The organism is Streptomyces sp. NBC_01551 (assembly GCF_026339935.1).
In the GTDB taxonomy this organism is placed as follows: Bacteria; Actinomycetota; Actinomycetes; order Streptomycetales; family Streptomycetaceae; genus Streptomyces.
The window spans coordinates 666,615-683,033 of sequence record NZ_JAPEPX010000001.1 but is presented as its reverse complement, the minus strand read 5'-3'; the positions used below and the strand labels follow the sequence as shown (position 1 = coordinate 683,033).

The 16,419-nt window shown below is 70.4% G+C and carries 15 protein-coding genes, 1 tRNA gene and 1 pseudogene; 10 read left to right on the top strand and 7 right to left on the bottom strand.

Annotation, left to right across the window (positions count from 1 at the left end; translation table 11 throughout):
• Window positions 1–4: 4 nt before the first annotated feature.
• Window positions 5–397 (top strand): VOC family protein, encoded by a 393-nt coding sequence (locus tag OG982_RS02875; RefSeq protein ID WP_266947874.1) that lies wholly within the window; start codon window positions 5–7, stop codon window positions 395–397.
• A gap of 15 nt (window positions 398–412) precedes the next feature.
• Here the strand turns inward: OG982_RS02875 and OG982_RS02870 are convergent, their stop codons facing one another.
• Window positions 413–892, bottom strand: a complete 480-nt coding sequence (locus tag OG982_RS02870) for a DUF309 domain-containing protein (protein WP_266790045.1) — start codon at window positions 890–892, stop codon at window positions 413–415.
• Between the two features lie 118 nt (window positions 893–1,010).
• Between OG982_RS02870 and OG982_RS02865 the strand changes: the two genes are divergently transcribed.
• A tRNA-Pro gene (locus OG982_RS02865) sits at window positions 1,011–1,084 on the top strand.
• Window positions 1,085–1,182: 98 nt separating this feature from the next.
• On the opposite strand, the gene OG982_RS02860 is transcribed toward OG982_RS02865, so the two are convergent.
• The 3 genes from OG982_RS02860 to OG982_RS02850 all read right to left on the bottom strand — a co-directional run bounded on the left by OG982_RS02860 (window position 1,183) and on the right by OG982_RS02850 (window position 4,336).
• Window positions 1,183–1,482, bottom strand: a complete 300-nt coding sequence (locus OG982_RS02860; RefSeq protein WP_266947872.1) for a hypothetical protein — start codon at window positions 1,480–1,482, stop codon at window positions 1,183–1,185.
• A gap of 469 nt (window positions 1,483–1,951) precedes the next feature.
• Window positions 1,952–3,217 (bottom strand): hypothetical protein, encoded by a 1,266-nt coding sequence (locus OG982_RS02855; RefSeq protein ID WP_266947871.1) that lies wholly within the window; start codon window positions 3,215–3,217, stop codon window positions 1,952–1,954.
• Window positions 3,218–3,427: 210 nt separating this feature from the next.
• The gene (locus tag OG982_RS02850) at window positions 3,428–4,336 is read right to left on the bottom strand and encodes a LysR family transcriptional regulator (RefSeq protein ID WP_266947870.1); all 909 of its coding nucleotides are present in this window, start codon (window positions 4,334–4,336) and stop codon (window positions 3,428–3,430) included.
• Between the two features lie 260 nt (window positions 4,337–4,596).
• Between OG982_RS02850 and OG982_RS02845 the strand changes: the two genes are divergently transcribed.
• The 5 genes from OG982_RS02845 to aspA all read left to right on the top strand — a co-directional run bounded on the left by OG982_RS02845 (window position 4,597) and on the right by aspA (window position 10,156).
• Entirely contained in the window at window positions 4,597–5,388 is a 792-nt protein-coding gene (locus OG982_RS02845) for a gamma-glutamyl-gamma-aminobutyrate hydrolase family protein (protein ID WP_266947869.1), read from the top strand.
• Between the two features lie 32 nt (window positions 5,389–5,420).
• A complete protein-coding gene (locus OG982_RS02840) occupies window positions 5,421–6,149 on the top strand; it encodes a FadR/GntR family transcriptional regulator (protein WP_136226690.1) in 729 nt (242 codons plus the stop codon).
• On the top strand, window positions 6,146–7,585 hold the full coding sequence (locus OG982_RS02835; protein WP_266947868.1) for an amino acid permease: 1,440 nt from the start codon (window positions 6,146–6,148) through the stop codon (window positions 7,583–7,585). The genes OG982_RS02840 and OG982_RS02835 overlap by 4 nt, the downstream gene beginning before the upstream one ends.
• 88 nt (window positions 7,586–7,673) lie before the next feature.
• Window positions 7,674–8,690, top strand: a complete 1,017-nt coding sequence (locus OG982_RS02830) for an asparaginase (RefSeq protein ID WP_266947867.1) — start codon at window positions 7,674–7,676, stop codon at window positions 8,688–8,690.
• A 56-nt stretch (window positions 8,691–8,746) separates the two neighbouring features.
• On the top strand, window positions 8,747–10,156 hold the full coding sequence (gene aspA, locus OG982_RS02825) for an aspartate ammonia-lyase (RefSeq protein WP_266947866.1): 1,410 nt from the start codon (window positions 8,747–8,749) through the stop codon (window positions 10,154–10,156).
• Here the strand turns inward: aspA and OG982_RS02820 are convergent.
• From OG982_RS02820 to OG982_RS02810, 3 genes and pseudogenes are all read right to left on the bottom strand, one after another.
• Window positions 10,146–10,559: pseudogene (locus tag OG982_RS02820) on the bottom strand (transposase); the annotation flags it as partial. The gene aspA and the pseudogene OG982_RS02820 sit on opposite strands and share 11 nt — an antisense overlap.
• 208 nt (window positions 10,560–10,767) lie before the next feature.
• A complete protein-coding gene (locus OG982_RS02815) occupies window positions 10,768–11,160 on the bottom strand; it encodes a helix-turn-helix domain-containing protein (protein ID WP_266947865.1) in 393 nt (130 codons plus the stop codon).
• 161 nt (window positions 11,161–11,321) lie between these two features.
• The gene (locus OG982_RS02810; RefSeq protein ID WP_266947864.1) at window positions 11,322–12,668 is read right to left on the bottom strand and encodes a mucin-1; all 1,347 of its coding nucleotides are present in this window, start codon (window positions 12,666–12,668) and stop codon (window positions 11,322–11,324) included.
• A gap of 180 nt (window positions 12,669–12,848) precedes the next feature.
• On the opposite strand from OG982_RS02810, the gene OG982_RS02805 reads away from it, so the two are divergent.
• The 3 genes from OG982_RS02805 (at window position 12,849) to OG982_RS02795 (ending at window position 16,418) form a co-directional block, all read left to right on the top strand.
• Window positions 12,849–13,868 (top strand): LacI family DNA-binding transcriptional regulator, encoded by a 1,020-nt coding sequence (locus OG982_RS02805; RefSeq protein WP_266947863.1) that lies wholly within the window; start codon window positions 12,849–12,851, stop codon window positions 13,866–13,868.
• An 80-nt stretch (window positions 13,869–13,948) separates the two neighbouring features.
• Complete coding sequence (locus OG982_RS02800) at window positions 13,949–15,292, top strand: sugar ABC transporter substrate-binding protein (protein WP_266947862.1); 1,344 nt, start codon at window positions 13,949–13,951, stop codon at window positions 15,290–15,292.
• A gap of 256 nt (window positions 15,293–15,548) precedes the next feature.
• Window positions 15,549–16,418, top strand: a complete 870-nt coding sequence (locus OG982_RS02795; RefSeq protein ID WP_266947861.1) for a carbohydrate ABC transporter permease — start codon at window positions 15,549–15,551, stop codon at window positions 16,416–16,418.
• The last annotated feature ends 1 nt before the right edge of the window (window position 16,419 follow it).

Here is a 16,419-nt window from a genome sequence, read left to right as displayed (position 1 = left end):
CCTCATGTCCGCACACATCGCCCTCACCGCCCTCGTGGTCCGCGACTACGACGAGGCCATCGACTTCTACACCCGGGCCGTCGGCTTCGACCTCGTCGAGGACACCGCGCGTCCGGACGGCTCCCGCTGGGTCGTGGTCCGCCCGCGCGGCGCCCGCGAATCGGCTCTCCTGCTGGCCCGCGCCAAGGACGACGCCCAGCGCTCCCGGGTCGGCGACCAGACGGGCGGCCGCGTCGGCTTCTTCCTGTACACCGACGACTTCGCGGGCGACCACGCCCGGATGACCGCCGAGGGAGTGCGCTTCCTGGAGGAGCCGCGCCACGAGCCGTACGGCTCGGTCGCCGTCTTCGAGGACCTCCACGGCAACCGCTGGGACCTCCTGGAGCCGAAGGCGTAGCCGCCGGTCCGACCCTCAGGAGAGCCGGGGCGCCTCGGCGCCCGCGTCGACGCGTTCCCCGGCCTCCACCCGCAGCGCCAGCCCCCGGGCCCACCGCACCAGCCCGGCCGCGTCGACCCCGTACGCCTCGCCCGCCTCCCCCTTGCCCCGCGCGGCCAGGGCATCGGCGCCGCGCCGCAACAGCCGCGCCCCGCCGACCGCGTTCCCGCGCGCGGAGTGCGTCAGCCCCACGGCCAGCTGCGCGAGCCCCTTCCAGAGCGGGGCCTCGGCCTCGGGGCCGGTCTTCCAGGCGTCCTCGAACACCTCGTGCGCGTGGAACGGCATCCCGGCGTCCAGCAGCCGCTGAGCCTCCCGCACGGTCTCCACCGGAGTCCGCACCACCCCCTCGGGCTGCCGCTCGACCCCGGCCTCCCCGTACGCCAGCGGCCGCCCCAGCCCATCCCGTGGCCGAGCACTCCGCGCCCGCCCCTCAGCGTCCCGATCCCGTGCGTCCATCCCCTCATCCTCCCTCCCGCCGATTACCCGTGCGTGCACACCCCTCGGCGTGGGGTAATGTTCTGCATGTGCCGCCGGGACGGGAATCCCCAAGTGGGAAGCCCAGTCGGAAGCACATCGGGACGTGGCGCAGCTTGGTAGCGCACTTGACTGGGGGTCAAGGGGTCGCAGGTTCAAATCCTGTCGTCCCGACTCGAAAGAGTCGAGGTCAGGGGCCGTTTCGGAGCAATCCGAAACGGCCCCTTGATCATTTTTGGGGACCAGTTGGGGACCAGGTCGGCCCGTGCGGGTCAGATCGCGGTGACGGCCGTGACTGGCAGCGAACGAGGTGCACGGAGCACCATGAGGTGCGCGGACAGCGCGGCACCAGCTGCGGTGATCTGGCCGGCGTCGGGGTGGAGGTAGCGCTGAGTGGTGGTCAGATCATCGCCTTCTCGTTCTTCGCGCTCGCCACGGACGTCGCCGTCGACGCCGTCCTGGCGCCCTCTGGCACCGGAGAGGCCGAGCGGTCCATCCCCGGCATCGTGCTCGCCGCTCTGTCCCTGGCCGTGATGCCGTTTCTGTCGGCCGCCCAGCGCGAGGCCGGGCACGAACTCGGCTCCGCCTCGGCGGTTGCCGACTCGGACGCTTCCAGGGTGCGACCACAGGCGACCACCGCGCTCCCGAGGCCGCCGCGACCAATGCCTTTCCCTTGTTAGCGCTGCGTGCGCCCACTGCATCCGCGTCGCTGCCCTGCGCAGGGGTTCACGATGTCCGGTCGTAGGCACCGGCTGAGGATGGCGGCTTCGGATCGCAGCGGCCGGAGTCCGGAGCTCGGGGCGCAGCAAGCCAGGAGCGTTTGGTCCCGAGGCCGTCGACGAGCACCATCTCCGGTCGTCTCGCCGGTACAGCGGCCAGGTCCGGCTCCGGCTACCCCGCGCAAGCGGTACTCGCCGCGGGCCGGCGGCGCCAGCTCAAGGCCTCGGGCCGTCGCCTCGGTCTACGGACGGCCGTGGCGCTCGACGGGCTGCCCGGGCGGTGAGGCTGCGGAGCGGGTGCCCTGTCTTCGCCGCACATGCTTTAGGTTGCGGGTGTGGCCGTCGTCTGTTCGTCGGTCAGGCGGGCCCGCCAGTCGCTGACGTAATCGTCGGGCATGGACGCCAGGCGGGCGATTTCCCCGTCGCTGCGCCCATCGGACCAGGCCAGGATCCGTGTCACGGTGCGGTTCCGTGCCGCGCGGAAGTCCTTGAGCATGTTTTCGTGGCGTTTGACTTCCTCGGCTTCGCGGACGAGCTGCTGGTCGACGGCGGAGCGTTCCTCGGCGCGCAACCGGCGCAGATGGGCGTCCAGGCCCGTCAGGACCAGACCCTCCTGGTGCGCGGAGTTCTGGAACCCTTCGGCCAAGGCCGCCAGCACGCAGTCGGGGACGTCGGCGAGGGTGGCCCCGGGGGGCTTGGCTGCCTCCCAGGTGCCCCGACCCGCCTCTGTCGTCTCCAGCCAGACGCGGGCGTCTGTCGGAACACGGTCGCCGCAAGCCTGCGCGCGGTAGGCGTACAGGGCGGCACGGTGGCCGTAGAAAGTGAAACCGTCCTCGATCTGCCGGTCGGCGGCGCGGCACATCCGCCCCGGTACACCGCCATAGCCGCTCTCGGGACTGTAGTCGGCGTAGGCATCGAGTTCCGCGTCCGTGGCCAGGCCCCAGGAGGGATCGCACAGACCGGGGTTCATGGCGAGGAACGCGCCGACCTCGACACGCCAGGCAGGGACCGGTGTCGTGCGCAGCCTGGGCCAGCGGAGATCGCCGGAGGGATCGAAGGTGTGGGTCGCGGCCTGCTCGATGTCGTCCCAGGCGGTGGCGGCCTCGGCCGACCACTCCAGTTCGTCGCCCGGTCCGATGCGGTGGATGGAGTCCACGAGCCGCTGCACGGCGGGGAGTATGCGCAGGGCGAGCGCGTGCAGTTCCTCAGCGGTGAAGAAGCGCCAGGAGCAGCCGCGCTGTTCGTCATGGGCCAGGTGGCCGAGCAGCTGCACCATTATTCCGGAGGCCGGGACGGCCCCGTCGCCGAGTGCCCTGCGGGGGAGGCCGGGGAGCTGGCTGCCGAGGTCTTCGGACGGGGCCCGCCAGTCGATGTCGCCGAACCATACGGCGCCGTCGCGTGCGTCCACTGCCAGCCACTGATGGTAGCCCGCACCCGGGCCGTAGCGCTGCTCCTGCTGCTCGGCGTGCTCGTCGTGCCATACGTACTCGCCCGGAGGGGGGTCCAGCTCCACGGCCATGAAGCCGTCCTCGGGGCGGTAGCCGGTGAGAACGCGGGCCGTTCGCGGCGCACTGTCGGCGGCGGTCATGAGGGGTTTCCTCTCGCTGGAACGTCAACCGCCGCAAACGTAGGCCGCCCGTCACAGAATAGTTTAACTTTCAGCCACCGCGTCCGGTAGTCGGACAAGCCGGGAGACCGGGCGTCGCCACCCGGTCTACGCGCGTGCGGCCGCCGTCAACTTGGCGCATTTCACGTGGGTTCACGCTCCGTTCGCCTCCGGTAGCCGCCCGCCGCAGCCTCATGCGAGCGCGGCCAGCGCTTGCGCGGCGAGCATCTGCTCCAGGTCCAGGACGGTGCGCGGGGCGTGCCGGGTGTCGATGCGAACGGCGTAGATGAAGCGCGTCAACTGCGGCTCGGCCAGGGGGCGGGCCACGACCTGGGTGTTGGCGCGGGGCAGGGCGAGTTGCGGCATGACGGCCACGCACAGGCCTGCGGCCACGAAGCCGAGCACGGTGTTGAAGTCGTCCCCCTCGTATTGCAGGCGGGCCTGGAAGCCAGGCGTCTTGGCCATCTGGGAAAGCAGTTCCAGGCGCAGTGCGGCCTCCGGAGCCGCGATCCAGGTCTCGGACGCGAGGCTGGCCAGGTCGATGACCTCCCTGTCGGCCAGGCGGTGGTGTGCCGGGACCACGGCCACCACCGGATCCCGTGCGACCAGCGTCCGGCGCAGCATCCGGGGTGGCGGGACGGGGATGAAGTCGTAGTCGTAGCTGAGGGCCAGGTCCATGTCCCCCCGCTTGAGCCGGTTGTAGCAGGCCTCGGGTTCCAGTTGGCCGAGGCTGACCTGCACGTGGGGGTAGGCCGTGTGGAGTTGGGCCAGCGCTTGCGGAACGATGCTGGTGGCGGCCGAGGCGAAGGCGCCGAGACGGATCCGTCCGGCCGTACCCGCGCGCATGGCGTCGAGTTCCACCGATGCCGTCGCCAACGCGTTGCGGACGCCCTGCTCGGCGTCGAGAAGGACTTCGCCGGCCGGTGTGGCGCGCACGGGCCGGCGCTCCAGCACTCTCAGGCCCGCGCGGCGTTCGAGTTCGGCGATCTGCTGGGAGACCGCGGGCGCGCTGTAGCCGAGCTCGCGTGCGGCGGCGTTGAAGGAGCCGTGCCGCACGACGGCTTCGAGGGTGGCGAGCAGGCGGGGGTCGAGTCCGTGCACGGAGTTAAGGCTCACTTATCTGTCGCGAAGATGTGTTTTCTTGTGATTGCGGATGAACGCCAGCAGGATTCTGCTCGCGGCAAGAAAAACGCAAGCCCGCGTTGCCGGGGCGTGACCGCCGCTCCCCTCGCCGTCGCGGTGCCCCTCCGCCAGTGCCCCGTCCGTCTTCTGCCGCAGCCCGCCGCGGCCGGGGACGTCTGCCGGCGCGGGTGTGGATCCGGCCGTCGACGATCACCTCGCATGCCCTGAAAGGAAGTGGTATGCCCCAGCCACCACTCATCGGACTCACCACCTACCTGGCCGACGCCCAGTGGGGCGAGTGGGACCTGCCCGCCGCGGTGCTGCCCGCGGCCTACGTCGGCTGTCTCCGGGCGGCGGGCGGCCGCGCCGTTCTGCTGCCGCCGGACGCGCCGGAGGCCGCGGCCGATGTGGTCGAGCGTCTGGACGCGGTCATCCTGACGGGCGGTGAGGACCTGGATCCCGCCCTGTACGGTGCGCCGCCCCACCCGCGCACGGGCCCGCCGGTCCGCGAGCGCGACCGGTGGGAACGCGCTGTGCTGGTCGCCTGCCTCGCCCGCGACATACCCGTGCTCGGAGTATGCCGGGGAATGCAGCTGATGAACGTGCACGCGGGCGGCACCCTCATCCAGCACCTGCCCGACAGCGTAGGACACGACGACCACAACCCCTACCGGGGCCACTTCTGCGCCCACGCCGTCACCACCGTGCCGGGGACCCGGATCGGCGCCCTCCTGCCGGGGACCCGCGAGGTCGCCACGCATCATCATCAGGCGGTGGATCGCCTGGGCGCCGGGTTCATCGTGGCCGCCCGTGCGGCGGACGGCACCGTCGAGGCGATCGAGAGCTCCCGGCACCGCTTCGCCGTGGGCGTCCAGTGGCACCCGGAGATGGGTGTCGACGCGCCGGTCGTGCACGCCTTGGTGGCGGCTGCGAGTTCCGCCGCGAGCGCCGAGCCTGCTCGGGTGGCCGGCCGGAAGGTGCGCCCGGTACGAAGCCCGCCGGGCCCGATTTTCCCGACACAGGTGTCTTGACACCCTCCTGGCGCAGCCCGCAAGATCGCAGCGTGAACCTGTCAGACAGCCAGACAGGTGGCGTACCGCGGCGCGTAAGCGCGATGGAAGCGGTCTACGGCCACCTGCGCAGCGCCATCGAGCGCGGTCAGTACGTCGTGGGTGACAAGCTCCCCTCCGAAGCCGAGTTGTGCCGGAGCCTCGAGGTCAGCCGGCCCGTGTTGCGGGAGGCGCTCCGAGCTCTCCAGGCCATGGGCCTGACCGTCTCCAGGAGCGGCAAGGGCACGTTCGTCCTGGCGAACACGGTCGAGGACCCCACCTTCGGCGACTACGCCGCAAGCGACCTGCTCGAGGTGCGCCGGCACGTCGAGATTCCGGTCGCCGGGTACGCCGCGCTGCGCCGCACCCCGGAGGACCTGGACCATCTGGGCCACCTGCTCGACCGGATGGAGCAGGAGACCGACACCACCGCGTGGGTGGCGATGGACACCGTCTTCCACCTGGCGGTGGCCGAGGCATCCCGCAACCCCGTCTTCCGCCGCGTCATCGAGGAGATCCGCGACGCGCTGGCGCGTCAGTCGACCTTCCTCAACGAGCTCGGCGGCCGGCGCGAGCAGTCCAACTGCGAGCACCGGGCCATCCTCGAAGCGCTGGTCGACGGTTCCGAGCACGACGCGGTGGAGGCCATGTCCCACCACCTGCTGCGGGTCGAGACGACCCTCACCGACATCGTGCGCCCCCAGCGCACGGACACTTCCACGGAAGGCAGACCCGAGGCGTGAGCGAGCAGTTCCTCAAAGACGAGAAGCGCCCCACGGCCCGTCATGTCGACGCCGGGGACACCGGCTACAGCAAGTCCTTGAAACCCCGGCACGTCAACATGATCGCCATCGGGGGTGCGATCGGCACCGGGCTGTTCCTCGGCGCGGGCGGGCGCCTCGCCGAGGCCGGGCCCTCCCTGTTCGTCGCCTACGCCGTCTGCGGCGTGTTCGCGTTCCTCGTCGTGCGCGCGCTCGGCGAGCTCGTCCTGTACCGGCCGTCCTCCGGCGCCTTCGTGTCGTACGCCCGGGAGTTCCTCGGGGAGAAGGGCGCGTACACCGCGGGCTGGATGTACTTCCTCAACTGGGCGACCACCGGCATCGCCGACATCACGGCCGTCGCCACGTACACCCACTACTGGCACCTGTTCTCCGATGTCCCCCAGTGGGTGATCGCCCTCATAGCCCTGGCCGTGGTCCTCACCGTGAACCTCATCTCGGTGCGGATCTTCGGCGAACTGGAGTTCTGGTTCGCCATCGTCAAGGTCAGCGCGCTGGTGGTCTTCATGGGGATCGGGATCTTCCTCCTGGTCACCCGGCATCCCGTCGACGGCGCCGTCCCCGGATCTGCTCTGATCACCGGCAACGGCGGGATCTTCCCCAACGGCCTGCTGCCCATGCTGCTGATCATCCAGGGGGTCGTCTTCGCCTACGCCTCCGTCGAGCTGGTCGGCGTCACGGCCGGTGAGACCGAGAACCCCGAGGAGATCATGCCGAAGGCGATCAACTCGATCATGTGGCGTGTGGGCCTCTTCTACGTCGGCTCGGTCGTCCTGCTGTCGATGCTGATGCCGTGGAGCAGCTACAGCGCCGGCCAGAGCCCGTTCGTGACCGTGCTCTCCCACATCGGTGTGCCGGCGGCCGGCGGCGTGATGAACCTGGTCGTCCTCACCGCCGCCATGTCCTCGCTCAACTCCGGCCTCTACTCCACGGGCCGCATCCTGCGCTCGATGGCCGTCAACGGCTCCGCCCCGCGCTTCACCGCCCGGCTCAGCCGCACCCAGGTGCCCTACGGCGGCATCCTGCTCACCAGCGGCATGTGCGTCCTCGGCGTCGGGCTCAACTTCGTGGTTCCGGCGGATGCGTTTGAGATCGTGCTCAACCTCGCGGCCATCGGCATCCTCGCCACCTGGGGCATGATCATGGTCTGCCACCTCTTCTTCTGGCGGAAGACCCGTGACGGCAAACTGACCCGTCCCTCCTACCGCCTGCCCGGGTCCCCGTGGACCGAACTCGTGACACTGGCCTTCCTCGCCTCCGTCCTGGTCCTCATGTACGCCGACGGAGGAGCGGCGCGCACCACCGTGCTGTGCGTGCCACTGATCGCCGCGGCGCTGGTCGCCGGCTGGTACGCCGTCCGCGGCCGCGTGGCGCGCGCCGCCGCGAAGAGCGACGGCTGAGCCGGGCGGCGGACGCGGCCCGTCCCCCTGGCCGGGCCTGCCGCCGGCCACCCCGGTCAGCAGCAACCCACCACTAAACGAGGCAGTGATGCGAAGCAGTCTCCTCGCGGACGCGCCCGCGATGCGCGAGCCCCAGCATGCACCCGTCGCCCACGTCACCCGGGGCGGCGTGATCGAGGGAGTCCACTACGGATCCGTCGTCGTCCTCGGCGGTAATGGCGACGTCCGGTTGAGCATCGGAGACATCGAGGCCGCCTGCTACCCGCGCTCAGCCCTCAAGCCGGTCCAGGCCCTCGCCATGGTGCGGGCCGGGCTGCCGCTCGACGGCGCCCTGCTCTCCCTCTCGATGGGCAGCCACTCCGGCGAGGAGCACCACCTCGCAGGTACCCGGCTGATCCTCGAACTGGCCGGCCTCACCGAGGACGACCTGCGCAACGTCCCCGACGTGCCGTACGCCCGGGCGGTCCGGGATGCCTGGGTGCGTGAGGGCCGCGGGCCTTCCCGGCTCGCCCAGAACTGCTCCGGCAAGCACGCGGCGATGCTGTACCTGTGCAAGCTGGCCGGCTGGCCCCTGGAGAGCTACCTCGACCCGGGCCACCCGCTTCAGAGGGCGATCGCCGAGGTCGTCGAGGAACTCACCGGCCAGCACATCGCGAACGTCACCGTCGACGGCTGCGGAGCCCCGCTGTTCGCAGTGTCCCTGCACGGCCTGGCCCGCGCCGCCGCCCGCATCGCCACGGCCGGTCCGGACACCGCCGGGCGCCGGGTGGCGGACGCGCTGCGCGTCCACCCGGAGATGGCCTCCGGCACAGGGCGAGACACGGCCCAGCTGATGCGCGCGGTGCCCGGGCTGCTGGCCAAGGACGGCTTCGAGGGCGTCCAGGTGGCCGCGCTGCCCGACGGCCGCGCCGTCGCAGTGAAGATCGCCGACGGGGCGGACCGGGCGCGCATCCCGGTCACGGCCGCAGCCCTCGCCCGGGCGGGAGTCGAGCCGCGGCTGCTCGCCGGGTTCGAGGGCGAGCCGATGACCGGCGGCGGCCGGCCCGTCGGCGGCATCCAGCCGGTGGCGGCGCTGAACCCGCCCAGCGTCCCCGCCACCGCCTGACTCCATCCCCTTTCACCACTTTGACCCACCCACCTCAGGAAGAGGGCCGCACACCCATGACCGCCGCCACCCGCAGCGAACACGACCTGCTCGGAGACCGCGACGTCCCCGCCGACGCCTACTGGGGCGTCCACACCCTGCGCGCCACCGAGAACTTTCCCATCACCGGGACGCCCATCTCCGCCTACCCGCACCTGATCGACGCCCTCGCCGCCGTCAAGGAGGCCGCCGCCCTCGCCAACGAGGAACTCGGCCTGCTGGAGCCCGCGAAGGCAGCCGTGATCGTCGCCGCCTGCCAGGAGATACGCGGCGGCAAGCTCCACGACCAGTTTGTCGTCGATGTCATCCAGGGCGGCGCCGGCACCTCGACCAACATGAACGCCAACGAGGTCATCGCCAATCGGGCGCTGGAGCTGCTGGGCCACGCCAGGGGCGAGTACCGGCACCTGCACCCCAACGAGGACGTCAACCTCGGCCAGTCCACCAACGACGTCTACCCGACCGCCGTGCGGATCGCGACCGTCTCCGCGGTGCGTGGCCTGCTCGACGCCATGGCCGTCCTCCAGGACACGTTCGCCCGCAAGGCCGTCGAGTTCCGCGACGTTCTGAAGATGGGCCGCACCCAGTTGCAGGACGCCGTGCCGATGACGCTCGGGCAGGAGTTCTCCGCCTTCGCCGTCATGCTCGACGAGGACCGCAGCCGGCTCGCTGAGGCCGTCGAGCTGATTCTTGAGATCAACCTCGGCGCGACCGCGATCGGCACGGGTCTCAACGCCCCCGCCGGATACGCCGAATCGGCCCGCCGCCACCTTGCCGACATCACCGGGCTGCCCCTGGTCACCGCGGCCAACCTGGTCGAAGCCACCCAGGACTGCGGCGCGTTCGTCCAGATGTCCGGTGTACTCAAGCGCATCGCCGTCAAACTGTCCAAGACCTGCAACGACCTGCGCCTGCTGTCCTCCGGGCCGCGCGCCGGCTTCGGCGAGATCAACCTGCCGCCGGTGCAGGCGGGTTCGAGCATCATGCCCGGCAAGGTCAACCCGGTGATCCCGGAGGTCGTCAACCAGGTCGCCTTCGAGGTGATCGGCAATGACATCACCATCACCATGGCCGCCGAAGCCGGACAGCTCCAGCTCAACGCCTTCGAGCCGGTCATCCTGCACTCTCTGTCGAAGTCCATAACCCACCTGCGCGCGGCCTGCCTCACCCTCGCCGAGCGCTGCGTGGCCGGCATCACCGCCAACACCGAGGTGCTGCGCGCCACCGTAGAGAACTCCATCGGCCTGGTGACCGCCCTGAACCCGCACATCGGATACACGGCCGCCACCGACATCGCCAAGGAAGCCCTCGCCAGTGGCCGGGGTGTGGCCGAGCTGGTCCTGGAGAGGGGCCTGCTGCCGGCCGAGAGGCTCGCCGCCCTGCTGCGGCCCGAGGTGATCGCGGGAACCGGCGCGGCTATGGCCTGACACGGGTCCGCTGTCGGCTTACCGGCCGCGTGCGACTCCGGCGCTGCTCCTCACTCCGGCCGTGGCCAGCCGTGGTGCGGAGGGTGGCGGTGGCGGGATGGTGGCCGTTCCCGCTCCACGGCGATGCGCTGGGCGCGGCCGCCTGCGGGTGCGCGGACTCGTCCGAGCGGACGGCGACGACGTAGTCCAGCCCGCGTTCCGCCAGGCCGTGGCGGAACGCGGTGAACTGGCCGTAGCCGACGTCGGCGACGATCACCATCGGCTCCAGGCCCCAGGCGACCGCCTCGTCAATGAGGTCCAGGGCCAGGCGCCATTTCTCCCGGTGCCCGACCTCTTCGGGTAGGCCGGCTTTTATGCGGCGTTCAGTGTCGTCCTGCCACTCGGCGGGCACAAGCAGGCGCCAGTCGCCGTGGGACCACGCGGAGGTGCTGCGGGCCGTGTCGCTCCCGTGCTCGTGGACCACGTGCGACCGCAGGCCACGATGCGTCGCCGTCCGAGTCGAAACATCCAACCACTGGCACTTCGGAGGGTGCGACCCGGGAACTGCTGTGGAGGGTGTGGTGCTGGCTGGGTGTCGTTCCGTAGTGCTCCAGGAACACCTGCCTCATCGTCTAGGCGGAGCTGAACCCGCAGCGCCTGGCGATCGAGGCCAGCGGCAGTGCCGTGGAGACGAGGAGTTGTGCGGCCGCCTCGGCTCGGGCGGTCCGTACGAACTGGGCAGGTGTCTGTCCGAGCTGGTCGAGGAACAGCCGGGCCAGGTGGCGCGCACTGACTCCCGTGTGCGCGGCGAGCGCGGTGGCGCCGAGGTCGTCGTCGAGGACCGTGACCACACCGCTCGTACCAACGTCTCTGCCTGACTGGGCATGGGAGCGCGCAGATGTCCGCCAAGCCCTCCGCACCCGCGATATCGGCACCGTGTTCCGCCACGGCCAGCAGTACAGCAGGGCCAGCCAGGCGCGCATCGCGGCTGCCGTCGGCATGACGCAGGCCCGAGTCAACGCCATGGACAGCAAGGTGTCCCTCTGGAAGATCGTGGCACTCCGCCCGGTGGAGCGCTCGAGCTGACTCGCCAGTTCCTGGCGGGCGGTCGATGTCCTCGCACACCCGATTGAGCCTTTCCGGGGTCGTGCCGGGTGACGATCAGACGGGCGTGGGCTGTCGCCCGTCAGGGTGTTGTAGAGCCTGGCCAGATGGCCGAGGCGTCGTCGCGGTGCGGGTCGGGCAGCCGGATCGGGCGGACAGGGATGGTGCGTTTGCGGCCTTCGGTGGCGGCCGTCCACGGGGCGGGGTGCCCGGAGTAGCACAGGGTGGTCAGGACGAAGAGGCCGTCGGCGTAGACCTCGACGTACTCGCCAATGGTGAGGATGCGCAGCGTGGCGGCGGGTTCGGTCAGGACGGTCTCGCCGAGCCGGGTCCCCTCGGGGCCGGTGACCCAGAGGTTCTTGCCGTCGCAGCCGACAACGAGGGCGGGGCTGCCGTCCGGGGAATCGGTGCGGAGAATAACGTCGACGGGCCCGGTGAGGCCGATGTCGCCGACTGCGTGCGGGGCGGGGTGCTCCGTTTCCTCGCTGAGCCAGACGTCCAGGCCGGGCCACCATTCCAGGCGGGGCGTCGAACCGTCCAACATGACAAGGGACTTGGGCTGGGCGAGCATCCCGCGGCAGGTCTCGCCGGAGTCAGTGAGGCCGACCCGGCGAGGCGTAGTGTGCAGCACGACGCGGGAGCCATCGGGCGCGACGATGACGCGCGGGGCGTAGGCGCCGGCCGGGCCGAGGGGACCGCGGCGGGTCCAGGGCCCGCGCAGGCTGGGGGCGGTCCACGACTCGAAGCCGCGGGTCGCGCCGATGGAGCCGAGCAGCAGCCAGCTTCCGTCGTCGAGGCGTTCCAGGACCGGGCACTCCAGTTCATCGACGTCACCGGGGGAGATGAGCGGCGGATGGACGGTCCAGTGCTCCAGGTCCGCCGAGGTGGCCAGGGCGACACAGCCGCTGACCTCCACCGGGAGGGAGGCGTCGCTGGCGCAGACGACCATGACCCAGCCGTCCGACGCGTCATCGCGTACGACGAACGGGTCACGCCAGGCCATCTTCTCGCTGGTGCGGTACCAGCGCGGGTCCGCCTCGACGACCGGCCTGGTGCCATGGCGGCGCCAACCGGTGCCGTCCGTGCGGTCCGAGTACGCCAGTCCGACCGACTGGACCGGCCAGCCGCCCGGTGTGAGACCGAAGACGCCGGTGTAGAACATCGTCATTGCGTCGCCGTGCCGGATGGGGTGCATGGTCCACACGGCCTGCTGGTCGAAGCGGCCGGGCAGGCCGTTGCCGAAGGCGGTGCCCTGGGGCTGCCAGTGGACCAGGTCGGTGGAGGTTGCCCGGCCGTAGGAGGTCTCCATCCGCAGATGATCGAACTCCGTTGTCCAGGGCCCCTGCAGGTGCAGCACCGCGTATGTGCCGTCCTCGTCCCGCAGGAGGGCGAAGTCGTTCACGCAGAAGCCGGGCGGGGCGTATCGCATGCACATTCCTGTCGGCTCACAGCGCCCAAACGTATGCGCTGATGCTTGATAACAAAAAGGTCTCTCAAGGGTCAGCCCAAGTAAATCCGAACGCAAACGCTTGCGCAACAACGAGGGCGGGCTTACGGTCACGTCACCTGCAGATCACATCGACGTGAAACCAACGGGAGGGAATGCGCCGTGACGGCCAGCATCACCGATGTCGCCCGCGCCGCCGGAGTCTCGACGTCCACCGTGTCTCGCGCGCTGCGCGGACGGCCGGGCGTGTCCGAGGAGGTGCGGACGCAGATCGCGGCCCTCGCCGCCCAGCTCGGCTACACCGCCTCGCGTTCCGCGTCGAGCCTGGCCAGCGGGCGCACCTTCACCATCGGGGTCGTGGTCCCGTACGTGGGCCGCTGGTTCTTCGGCACCGTGCTGGACGCCGCCGAGCAGGTCTTCAGCGCCGCCGGGTACGACGTGCTGCTGTACAACCTGGGATCGCCGGAGACACGCAAGCGTTTCTTCACCAAGCTGCCGGTCCGCAAGCGGGTGGACGCCGTGCTGTCGCTCCTCATCCCTGACGAGGAGGAGTCGGCTGCACTGCGTTCACTCGGGGTGCCGCTGGCCACCACGGTCGGCGGAGCCCGGTTCGGCTTCACCGTCGTCGGCATCGACGACCGGGCCGGAACGGAGAGCGCCGTACGCCACCTGGTGAACCTCGGTCACCGACGGATCGGGATGATCAGCGGGTCCAGTGGGCCGCTGCACTGGACCACCCCCGTCGAAAGGCGCAGCGCCTACCTGGACGTCCTGACCGATGCGGGGATAGAGCACGATGCGGCCCTGGAAGCGGACGGCGACTACACCGTCGAGGGCGGTGAGCGGGCCATGACCGAGCTGCTGGCTGTCTCCCGCCCGCCGACTGCCGTGTTCGCGCAGTCGGATGAGATGGCGATGGGCGCACTGCGCGCCCTGCGCCGCCACCGGCTGAAGGTGCCGGACGACGTGTCCGTCGTCGGCTTCGACGACCACGAACTCGCCGACGTGGTCGGACTGACCACCGTTGCCCAGCCGGTTGCCGACCAGGGCGCCGAGGCCGCCCGGCTGCTGCTGCGGCAACTGGACGAACCCGACGCCGAGCCGCCGGGGCAGGTGCAGATGCCCACCCGTCTCGTCCTGCGCGAGACCACCGCCCCGCCGCGCCTGCGCGGCCCGAGGTAACCCCCCGAGCGCCGCACCCCCACGCCCCGGGAAGCTCCCCCCGCACTTCGAACCCTCGCCACAGCACGGAGGCACAAACCATGAGCTCGACCAACAGAAAGTACCGCCGTACCGTCCGTACGGGCCTGGCCCTCGCTCTCCCCGTGGTGGCGCTGGCCGCCTGCGGCTCGGGCGGCGGCACCGATGCCTCCGCCGAGGCCGGAAGCGGCAAGGGCACCATCAGCGTCTGGGCCCACCAGGGCCAGAAGAACGAGGCCAGTGCGCTGCAGAACGCGGTGAAGTCCTTCAACTCCTCGCAGGGCGACATCAAGGTCGACTTGAAGCTGATCCCCGAGGCCGACTACACCAAGACCATCACGGCCACCGACGCCTCCAAGCTGCCGGACGTGATGGAGTTCGACGGCCCGACCATGGCGAACTTCGTCTACAACAAGAAGCTCGCCCCCATCGACACGCACGTCTCCACCGAGACCATGGACAACGCCACCGACGCGAGCAAGGCGCAGGGCGAGGTCGGCGGCAAGCACTACGGCCTGGGCATGTTCGACTCCGGCCTGGGGATCTACGGCAACAAGAAGCTGCTCGACGCGGCCGGGGTGAAGTACCCGACCAGCCTGTCCAATGACTGGACGGCGACGGAGTTCACCGCCGCGCTGGGGGCGCTGAAGGCCATGGACACCGACGGCAAGACCCTCGACCTCCAGGAGACCGGCGGCTACGCCAACGAGTGGGGCACCTACGGTTTCGCCCCGGTCGTCTGGTCCGCGGGAGGTTCCCTCCTCAAGGACGGCAAGGCGGAGGGCGCCCTCGACACCCCGGCCGTGATCTCGGCCATGAAGACCTTCCAGTCCTGGAAGACGTATGTCGACCCCAACACCGACGGCAACGCCTTCGCCAAGGGCCGCGTCGCCCTGAGCTGGGTCGGCCACTGGATGTACCCCGCCTACAGCGAGGCCCTCGGCGACGACCTCGTCGTACTGCCGCTGCCCGACTTCGGCAACGGCCCCAAGACCGGCCAGGGCTCCTGGGCCTGGGGCATCGGCGCCCACAGCAAGAACGCCAAGGCCGCCGGCACGTTCCTGGACACCCTCCTGAACGACGCCAACATCACCGCCATGACGACGGCCAACGGGGCGGTGCCCGCCACCAAGACCGCGCTCGACAAGAGCGAGCTCTACAAGCAGGGCGGCCCGCTCCAGCTCTACGCCGACCAGCTCGCCAAGCCCTGCGGCGACAAGGACATCACCAAGTCCTGCGTCGCCGTCACCCGCCCGGTGACACCCGGCTACCCCCTGGTCACCTCGAAGTTCAGCGAGGCCCTGAACTCCATCTACGGTGGCGCCGACCCCGAGAGCGCTCTGCAAAAGGCCGCCCGCGCCATCGACCAGGACTTCTCCGACAACGCTGGCTACAAGATCCCGTAGGACCCATCGGCCCGGGCGGCCGCGGCTGCCGCGCCCACCCCGCCAGGAACAGGACCCTCCCGTGACATCCGTGGAACCCGCGCACGCCGCGCCGCCCGGCCCGGAGCAGGCCTCATCCGTGACATCCGTGGAACCCGCGCACGCCGCGCCGCCCGGCCCGGAGCCGGCCTCATCCGTGACATCCGTGACATCCGCGCGATCGACGCGATCAGCGCGGCCGGGCCGCAAGAACCGTGACTGGCTGCACGGACTACTCATGTCCGCCCCGGCCGTCGTCGGACTGATCGTCTTCGTCGGTGTGCCGTTCGGCTACGCCGTGGTGCTCTCCTTCTACAACGTCCGCCTCGGCTCCCCGCTGGAGCCCAGCTTCTTCGGCTTGGAGCAATACCGGAGGCTGTTCACCGACCCCGACCTGTCCGGCCCGTTCCTGCGGGCCCTGCTCAACAACCTGACCTTCGCCGTGTTCGTCGTACCCGTGCAGACGGCCCTGGCACTGGCCCTGGCGATCCTGCTCAACCGCAAGCTCAAGGCCATCGGATTGTTCCGGTCGCTCTTCTTCATGCCGGTCGTCTTCCCCATGGCGCTGGTCGCCGTGATCTGGCGGCTCATACTGGCCCGCAGTGACCAGGGCATGCTCAACTCCGCGCTGGACGCGGCGAGTTTTGGCAACTGGGGCGCCTTCGACTGGCTCGGCGACTCCGCCACCGCGATGGCCTCGATCGTCGTGCTGTCCATCTGGCAGGGCGTCGGCTTCCAGATGGTCATCCTGCTCGCCGGCCTCCAGCAGATCCCGGGTGAGCTCTACGAGGCCGCCGAACTCGACCGCGCCAGTCGTTGGCAGCAGTTCCGCCACGTCACCCTGCCCGGCATCCACTCCACCCTCGTCTTCGTTGCGATGCTCACCTCGGTGCTCTCCTTCCGGGTCTTCGACCAGGTGTACGTCCTCGTCCGCGGGGGCGGTCTGGATGAGGACGCCACCCGCACCGTGATGTACCAGGCCGTCACCACCGCCTTCGACCAGAACAACATCGGCCAGGCGTCCGCGATCACCGTCGTCTTCTTCCTGATCGTCGTCGTCCTGACCCTCATCCAGCGCCGCGTCGTCCGGCCCGGAAACGAGGACTGAC